General features: G+C 46.8%; 5 protein-coding genes. 2 read left to right on the top strand and 3 right to left on the bottom strand.

Annotated features, from left to right (window positions below):
* Nucleotides 1-183 precede the first annotated feature (183 nt).
* A complete protein-coding gene (locus tag JX312_RS06895; RefSeq protein ID WP_204457491.1) occupies nt 184-1,713 on the top strand; it encodes an alpha-L-fucosidase in 1,530 nt (509 codons plus the stop codon).
* A gap of 113 nt (nt 1,714-1,826) precedes the next feature.
* On the opposite strand, the gene JX312_RS06890 is transcribed toward JX312_RS06895, so the two are convergent.
* The gene (locus JX312_RS06890) at nt 1,827-3,962 is read right to left on the bottom strand and encodes a glycoside hydrolase family 97 protein (protein ID WP_204457490.1); all 2,136 of its coding nucleotides are present in this window, start codon (nt 3,960-3,962) and stop codon (nt 1,827-1,829) included.
* 200 nt (nt 3,963-4,162) lie between these two features.
* On the opposite strand from JX312_RS06890, the gene JX312_RS06885 reads away from it, so the two are divergent.
* Entirely contained in the window at nt 4,163-4,711 is a 549-nt protein-coding gene (locus JX312_RS06885) for a low molecular weight protein-tyrosine-phosphatase (protein WP_123406116.1), read from the top strand.
* An 86-nt stretch (nt 4,712-4,797) separates the two neighbouring features.
* On the opposite strand, the gene JX312_RS06880 is transcribed toward JX312_RS06885, so the two are convergent.
* Both JX312_RS06880 and JX312_RS06875 read right to left on the bottom strand, forming a co-directional pair.
* Complete coding sequence (locus tag JX312_RS06880) at nt 4,798-5,829, bottom strand: fimbrillin family protein (protein WP_204457489.1); 1,032 nt, start codon at nt 5,827-5,829, stop codon at nt 4,798-4,800.
* A 28-nt stretch (nt 5,830-5,857) separates the two neighbouring features.
* Nucleotides 5,858-6,883, bottom strand: a complete 1,026-nt coding sequence (locus JX312_RS06875; RefSeq protein ID WP_204457488.1) for a DUF5119 domain-containing protein — start codon at nt 6,881-6,883, stop codon at nt 5,858-5,860.
* Between the last annotated feature and the right edge of the window lie 147 nt (nt 6,884-7,030).

Raw genomic sequence — 7,030 nt, 5'->3', positions numbered from 1 at the left:
CACAAATAGCAAATTGCCATCCAACTCTTGACCTCGAATTTGATTAACACTTTTTAAGAGACACTAGTGAAAAAAATATTAATTTCATCCATATCCGTACTGACAATATCGGCAGCGATACAATCCGGATATGCCAATGAGGTTCCACAACCGACTATCAAAGTCTCAGAAGCTGACGAACCTATGGCAAAGGGGACATTTGAACCTGAATGGGAGTCTCTGCGCAAATACAAGACTCCGGAATGGTTCCGCAACGCGAAATTCGGCATTTGGGCGCATTGGGGACCGCAATGCGTGGAAGGATCCGGCGACTGGATGGCACGCGGAATGTATCAGGAAGGCTCACATGCATACAAACATCACGTTGCCAACTACGGGCACCCTTCGGAAGTCGGTTTCAAGGATATACTGCCGCTTTTCAAGGCTGAACAGTGGAATCCTGACAGTCTTGTGGCAATTTACAAAAGTATTGGTGCGCAATATTTCTTTGTGCTGGGCAACCATCATGACAACTTCGACCTCTGGGACAGCAAATACCAACCGTGGAATTCTGTAAATATCGGTCCTAAACGAGACATTCTCGCCGAATGGGCTGCGGCAGCCCGCAAGCATGGTCTTCCTTTCGGGGTCAGCCTGCACGCAGACCATGCCTGGACATGGTATGAGCCTTCCCGACGTTATGACCGCAATGGGGACAAGATGGGAATCCCTTATGACGGGGTCCTGACCACTGCCGACGGCAAAGGAAAATGGTGGGAAGGAATGGATCCTCAGCAACTCTATGTGCAGAACCACCCTCTCAGCGAAGGCAGCTGGGCAGACGGCATGGTCGGAAAACAATGGGGATGGGGAAACGGCGCGGCACTCCCGTCTGAAGAATTCTGCACCAACTTCTACAACCGCACGCTTGATGTTATCAACCGTTACAATCCCGATCTGCTGTATTTCGACACCACCGGCGTACCGTTCTACCCGGTAAGCGATGCCGGACTCAAGATAGCGGCGCACTTCTACAACCATAACATGCAGACCCACGGAGGAAAGAATGAAGCCGTGATGTTCGGCAAGATTCTTACCGATCTGCAGAAAGAGGCATTGGTATGGGATGTTGAGCGAGGCGCACCTAACGAGATAATACCCCTTCCGTGGCAATCATGCTCATGTATCGGAGGCTGGCATTACAATACCGACATATACAACAAAGGACATTACAAATCGGCGCAGACTGTAATCAGACTTCTTGCCGACATAGTGAGTAAAAACGGTAATCTCCTTCTCAACATCCCGCTACGCGCTGACGGCACTTTCGACGACAAGGAAGCAGTGATAATAGACGGTATCGGCAAATGGATGAACAGAAACAAAGAAGCGATTTTCGACACACGCCCCTGGAAACGGTTCGGAGAGGGTCCTATTGCAGAAAGAGCCATACCGCTCAATGACCAGGGATTCAACGAGGGAGCTTATTCCGACATGACCGCCGAAGAGATACGTTTCACATCAAAAGACAAAACGTTGTATGCCATTGTGCTTGCATGGCCGGAAGACAATAATGTAAACATCAGATCACTCTCCTCCGGCAATACGAAAGTAAAACGCGTGGAATTGCTCGGACACGGACGCGTAAAATTCAGACAGACATCCGGAGGGCTCGCGGTGTCGTTGCCAAAAGATACGGAATATAAAACCATACCGGTATTGAAGATTCTCTGACAAGAGATCTCTGAACCAGTTTAGAAGCTGTGTCTGATATAATAAAACCGGAGAACGGGACGCCCCGCTCTCCGGTTTTCGCATTGTGTGTTTTATGTGGTATAGATTGTGTGTCAGAGGGGCAATACAGAGATAGCGAAACCTCCACCCGCTGCCTCATATATTTTCATTTTCGTTTTGGGTGTCACGTTTTTGGTTTCAATCACGTATGCCTGAGGATTATTTCTGTAGTGTGCGTCTTTGGCATCGCGGTATATAACCGCCTTGTATTTTCCGGCAGGAAGGAAACTGAAATCCACTTCGGCGGTGCGGGGATCGGCACCGTTTGTGCCGCCGACAAACCATTTCTCCTCACCTTTGGCTTTTCTCGCCACAGTGAGATATTCCATAGGTTCTGCCTCAAGGTAATAACTTTTGTCCCAGTCGAGTGCCACATCCTTGATGAACTGGAAGGCATCCATGAACTTCTCGTATGTCTCAGGAAAATCAGCTGCCATCTGAAGCGGACTTGACATTGTGACATAGAGCGAAAGCTGGTTTGCAAGCGTGGTGTTAACCCATGATGTGTTTTTGGGATTATACTTGCGCATATCGTTTTCGAACAGTCCGGGTGTGTAATCCATCGGTCCGCCCACAAGGCGGGTGAAAGGAAGAATAGTTGTGTGGCTCGGCTTGCTTCCGCCGAAAGCCTGATACTCGGAACCGCGTGCCGACTCATTGCCGATGAGGTTTGGCCATGTGCGGCATATTCCGGTGGGACGCACAGCCTCATGAGCATTGACCATTATCTTATAGTCGGCGGCTTTCTCCACTGCATACTGGTAATGGTTTACAAGCCATTGGCTGAAATGGTTGCTTCCTGCAGGGATTATGTTGCCCACATATCCGCTTTTTACGGCATCATAGCCGTTGTCCTTCATAAACTGATATGCCTCGTCCATGCGGCGCTCGTAATTACGCACTGAGCTTGAGGTCTCATGATGCATGATCATCTTCACTCCCTTTGATTTCGCGTAATCCCGTATCGCGGGCAGATCGAAATCAGGATAGGGAGTGACAAAATCAAACACTTCGTCCTTCATCTTGCCGGACCAGTCTTCCCAGCCGATGTTCCACCCCTCGACGAGAACTCCGTCGAATCCATGCTCTGCTGCGAAATCTATGTATTTCTTCACATTTTCGGTTGTTGCGCCATGCTTTCCATGCGGCCTGGTTTNGGTATAATCAACCTTGTCAAGATGAATGTTGGGTAGGTCATTGGTATAGCTCCATTTGCTCTTGCGGTTTATCATCTCCCACCATACCCCCACATATTTCATGGGTTTTATCCAGCTTGTGTCCTCAATCTTGCAGGGTTCGTTAAGATTGAGCGTTATACGGGAAGCGAGTATATCACGGGCGTCATCACTGACAATGACCGTGCGCCAGGGAGTGACGCAATCAGTCTGCATATATGCTTTGTCGCCGACAGCGTCAGGCGTGAGCATAGCCTTGAACGTGTTCGTATTCGGTTCCAGTTCAAGGTGCATACACGGATAATTGACCAACGCCGCCTCATGCAGGTTGATATAGAGACCGTCGTCGCTCTTGAGCATCAACGCAGTCTGGACACCGCGCTCCGAAGGGACGGTTGTCCAGTCATAAGTGGGACCGCGAACTTCGTCCGCCTTTGAGGGAATCTCCGACATGCGGCTACGGGTGTAATCAAATTCCTGAGTGTCGTAATCAGCGGGAATCCAGTATGCTTCATGGTCGGCTGGCATCGCGAACTCCGTCAACTCATCTGTAATCACGAAATAGCTGAGACGTTTCTGCATCGGAAATTCATACCTGAATCCGAGTCCGTCATCAAAAAGGCGAAAACGTATAGACATCAGACGCTTCGTGTCTTTCTGTTTAAGGTTAACTACCATTTCTTTGTAGTTATTACGGATCTCCTTTTCTTCTCCCCAAACCGGCTGCCATGTTTCATCAACAGACAGAGTATCTACAGACACAACCTCAAAACCGTCTTTGAGATGCCTGCCGTCTTTAACCTGTTTGGTCTTCTTGATTTCAAATCCGAGACGACTGGGATTCACCACTGTTTTCCCTTTGAAATCTAATGTATACTGAGGAGTCCCCTCACCGGTAAGGGTGAATTTCATAGACAATGCACCGTCCGGAGACTTAAGAATCTGCCCATTAGAAGTCAACGCAACCGTGGCAAATAAGAATAGAGCAGCTATGCTCTTTAATCTTTTTGTCATATATATGATGTTAGGTTTAATTTATTCTAATTTTGAAAGCACATATATTTCGAAAAGAAACATTTTGCATTTCTTTTGCAAAGATATTACAATTAATCTGAATTTACAATCTTATGGCAATATCTTTTCATTTTTTAATATTTTAAGTTAAAATACAATGTATTCCCACACTCTGAAGAGTTATTTCACGTTAATGAGACATGAACAGGAATTATAATGAAAAACCTTCCGCCGAGAGCATTGCAGCAGTAAAGAGGGCACGCAATCAGGCGGAAGCTGAAAACAGACCGGTAAGAATATTGTTCGTCTGCCTCGGCAATATCTGCCGCAGCCCTGCGGCAGAAGGTATAATGAGGAAAATTACCAAAGATATGCCTGATGACAAGCGTCCGGAACTTGATTCGGCAGGATTCTACGGTGGACACGCCGGAGACCTTCCCGACCGCAGGATGCGCCACGCCGCATTCGGGCGCGGACTTCACCTTGACCACAGAAGTCGCGTGATTCGCACCTCGGATTTCGAATGGTTCGACCTTATCATAGGCATGGACGACCGCAATATTGATGATCTCCATGATGCCGCACCCTCTCCCGAATCTGAGTCGAGAATCGCTCGTATGAGCGATTTCGCCGTGCACTACCCTGAAGCCGATTCTATTCCAGACCCTTATTGGGAAGGAGCCGCAGGATTCGAGATCGTGCTGAATCTGCTTGAAGATGCATGTTCCGAACTGAAAAAACATATCTGAAAGTACAAACAGATAAAAGAGACAGACGGTTCCGGATAGATTCTTCCGGAGCCGTCTGTCGGTTTGCACACTTCAGATGACAACTGTCAATTGTCGATATTGAATTCATCCACGGTAACGTTGAAGTCGATAGGCTTAAGCACGTTCGGATTGTCAATCTTTATATTATAGATATACGAGCAACCTGTTTTCCATTCAGTAAGAGTAGCGGTTGTCAGAGGATATATGAGTCTGCCACACGAACTCTGCGGCACAAGCAGATAATCAGGAGTGTCTTGGCGAGGCCAGATTTTAGCACCTGACGCGGCATCAAAAATCTCACAATCAACCTGAATTGCATTTCCTGTGAATTCGCTTCCGTTGAAATCCACTGTAGTCAGCGGCTGAGGCAACATATAATCAATATTAAGATTGTTTTCTGTAACATCCACCGGTGTGCTTGTCAAGGTCAGTGCATCCTCTGGTGACAATGCATAGAAAATAAGAATGTCGAGAGGTGAATTCAGATTACTCCAACTTCCAACGCCTTGTTGCGAACCGGCGGCAGTAGAGACAGACGGAAAGGTGAAAGATCCCTTGTGATTTACGTTAAGCAACGAGATATGATTCACTGATACCCTGATTGCTGAATTTGAACTGCTCAACCTGACATTGACCTTCGACATCGCATGACGGAAATTCATCATCACCGGTGTAGATTTGGCAACTTGTCCTACAGTCACGGCATACAGGAAGTCTGTGGAGCCCTGATTGTTATAATTGACAATTGAATTCAGCCCGGAAGATTCGACATCTGGTGAGTTTGATATATCCGGACTATATGCGTAAAAATTGACAGGAGTCTCGGGCCAATACATAATTGGGGAATATGACCATGTCGCGCCGTCTCGGTTCACTGTCACATTCTCCATATATGGTTTACCAGCCGTAAAGGCATAAACCTGAAAACTATTTATCGTGGAAGTTGTAGTAGCGGCAGACCGCGTGGTATTCGGCACAAGCGCGCCAAAACTGATTGCATTTCCCGTGTCCCGCTCAACAACCGGTTCATTGTCTGAACAAGAGGTAATCATTCCCGTACCGACAATCGATGCTAAAATTACATACAGTGTTTTCATAGTAGTGTATTATTATAAATTTTTTTATTCAGGAATTGATATCGATGATATACGTATTCCACCCGTCTACAGTAACATCAAAAGCTCCGTCACCGGCAGGAGGACCGGACTCCGGCAGTTCAATCCCTCCTACTTTGAGAATAACATCCATTTTATCAGGAGCTTCCAGAATCTGGCGAGACACATCAAATTCATATTTGAATTTATTGCCATCTACAAGCCAGAAATAAAGCGTAAGTTTATGTGCCGTATCTTCATCCGCAGCCGGACCAAATGTATAAATTGAGCCCGACACCTCCCCTTCTCCGCTCCTCTCAGCGGCAAGCGGTAAAGTAACATGTTCTCCGGAAGGCTCTTCTGTCGCCAATTCAAGACTCGGTGACATCCCGCTTAACGAGGCGCACATACGAGCCACTCCCGAAAGATTACTGATATCCGAGACGACATAACTATAGCGGGGTGTCAGCAAATGAGGATAAATAAAAAGTATACGGTCACTATAGCTGATTTCCGGATCATCTTCTTTCCTGCGGAGTTCCACACCGCTTGCTTCAAGAGAAAACCATTCCACGCATTCTCCCCACATCTCATCAGGTGCTTCCATCACCTTCTCGCCCTCTTCCGTGACTGCAGCACCTATCACCTCTCCCGGACCGGCAGTTAAAAGACCATTGTAAAGTCCTGTTTCCCTGCAATAACAATAAAACTTGGAATAATCTCCTTCACTTCCGAATAACACCCGTGAAGTGTCATCATTAAATGAAAGAACATGAAACACTCCGTCAGGAAGCATCAACGGACCGCCATCTTTCTTAGGGAAATCGAAACGCCACGGCTCTCCTCCCGAAACGGGAAAAAACATATAAGCCATACCCGCAGGATCGGCATCAGGACATTCATGCCAGTCGCTGAAAACATCAAAGGAACCTTCCTCCTCGTTGATTTCACAACAATAATGATTGTCATATATCCAACTGCAGCCTGACAATATCAGACACGAACAAACGACGCACAAATCAATCAATATGGTTCTAACTACTCCTATCACATCCATTCATTTTATATTTAAACGCTTTCCTCGTATTGCAGGTTTATGTCAAATCCTTTAGAGTGAACTCGTCTTGACTTATTTTTTCTTAAGCTAAAAGTCAATTGGAGATCGCAGGGGAAGATGCGACACGCGTTGCAGACAGTTCTATGT

The organism is Barnesiella sp. CU968, from assembly GCF_905219685.1.
GTDB classification, from domain to species: domain Bacteria; phylum Bacteroidota; class Bacteroidia; order Bacteroidales; family Muribaculaceae; genus Lepagella; species Lepagella muris_A.
Note: the sequence above shows the minus strand (reverse complement) of the source record. Positions and strands in the feature narration are given on the sequence as shown.